Raw genomic sequence first — 2,009 nt, forward strand, 5'->3', positions numbered from 1 at the left:
CGGGCAAGACGATCCATGGAATGCACGAGAACAGTATCGCCATCTCGAACGAACCGAATCATCTCCTCCAGCTCGGGCCGGTTCTGATCCTTCCCCGACGCCTTATCCTCAAACACCCGATCGACCTCGACGCCAGCAAGCTGACGAACAGTGTTCTGATCGAGAGTACTCACGCGCACATATCCAACTCGTTGACCCGTCATCTGACTTTCCCTCTGTTCTGTCAGGTTGAAGTCTAAGACCCCGCGCTGAGGGATGTCTACTAATCAAAATGTGACCCTATCCGGACAATATTTATTGAGGACGTCTGACGCCTAGTTGGGGTACACCCCAAAAACATGTGCCGCCAACGCTAATGCGGGCTGGGGCGGTCATCAGGTGCGGAAGGGGTGTGCTCGTGAAAGCGGGCAGGCGTTTGCGAGTACTTGTCAGAACACGAATAACGGCGCGCCAGAGCGCGAGAATGGCGGAGCGGTGAGAAGCTCGCAGATTCGAGGTTCTGCGATGGTTGTGGACCTACTGTCTCGCTTGGGTAGGTGTCAGTGGTTTCCGCGGCAGAATCGAATTAGTAAGTAGATTAGATGCGCATCTGGGTGCGTGGGAGTGCTGGGTGAGTCCCAGTGCAGGTGCCCACAGAAGTGGGGGCTGTCCCAGGGCGGTGGTCGACCGGTCTAGAGCGGGTTTCGGGCTCAAACGGTGCTTTTCGGATGTCGGGGATCGTCTGTTGTCGGTGCCGCTGCCGGCTCGGGTACTGGCGGGGACACCGTGAGCGGGACGGCGGCGGATGCCTGGCGTCGGCGCCGGCGATGACGGGCCAGAAGGAAGAAGCCGACAATGGCCAGGCCGAGGAACCCGGCGAGCACCAGCAGAATAACGAGCGGCGTTACAAAAGGCGGAGCGTCGAAGAACTCGGTGATCGGCCGGGTGAGCTCCCCTAATAGGTCCGGCGCGGCAACGCTGAGGGGTACGGAGGTCTGGGTGGCGCTCACCCCGGTCGCTGGGTCGGTGAGGGTGATGTCGAGAACGTAGTCACCCGGCGAGAGTTGACGGTCGAGGGTGATGGACACCGTGGTAGCCGTCTGGGCGTAGAAGGATCCCATCACGACATCGTTGGTGGTGAGGAGTAGCCCGGTCGAATCGGTGATCGTCGCGGGGCCGGAAAGCTTGAGGTGCTGATTGCCGGTGTTACTGGTTTCAATGGAGACGACCGTGCGGTCGGCGACCACCCCGAGGGTGGCTTGGGCGAGCGAGAATGCGGGCACCAGCTCGCCGGGCACCCGAATCGAGATGGCGATCGCGGTGCGCACCAGCTGGCTCAGGGAGATCTGGCCGCCGGTGGCATCCGCTGTCGTACTTTCCAAGACGATGCTGCTGACGTATTGCCCGGGAGCTGCGTCGGCCGGCACGGTGACCGTGAAGCTGGCCGTATCGCGCGCTTGCGCCGCGAGTGTCAGTGCTGCCGTGGGGTAATCGACCCAGGTCGACGCGCCAGTGACGGTGACACTCGAATCGCCAGCCCCGAAGCCCCCGTTCACGATGGTCGACACCGTGCCAATGTAGGTGTTGGCGTCGACGGCTACGTCGTTGGGGTTGACGCGCTCGACCTCGAAACTCACGGTCTCGCCCGGGGAGATCGTGCTGTCGAAGAAGGAGCCGGATTGCCCGAGGGCGACGAGGCCGAGCGGAGCATTAGCGGCGAGCGGAGCGGCCCCGGCGGCCATAACCGGACCGGCAGTGAGCGCCGTGATCACGATGAACGCGGCGGGAATCAGGGAACGGATGCGCATGAAGAACTTTCTTGGTGGGGACGTACTGGTTGTTTCTGAGCTTCGGCCAGCGGGACCTCGACCGCCGGATGGATCCATTCCACCGGCGAACAGCGCGCATGTTCCTCGCGAGCGGTCGAAGCCCGGTGGGTCGAAACCGGCTGTCGTGGTTAGGGGGCGGCGGAGATAGTGGTGGTCAGGGTGCTCGCGTATGTACCGGAGGCGGCGTTGCCAGGAACCGTC

General features: G+C 62.6%; 2 protein-coding genes. Both read right to left on the minus strand.

The window, feature by feature from the left end:
• On the minus strand, positions 1-203 hold a 203-nt coding region (locus CXY75_RS00095; RefSeq protein ID WP_146069283.1), incomplete at its 3' end, for a recombinase family protein.
• Between the two features lie 486 nt (positions 204-689).
• Positions 690-1,787: a hypothetical protein gene (locus CXY75_RS00100; RefSeq protein ID WP_104080879.1), complete on the minus strand. Its 1,098-nt coding sequence runs from the start codon at positions 1,785-1,787 to the stop codon at positions 690-692.
• Positions 1,788-2,009 lie beyond the last annotated feature (222 nt).

It is taken from the genome of Cryobacterium sp. Y11, from assembly GCF_002929535.1.
Lineage (GTDB): Bacteria > Actinomycetota > Actinomycetes > Actinomycetales > Microbacteriaceae > Cryobacterium.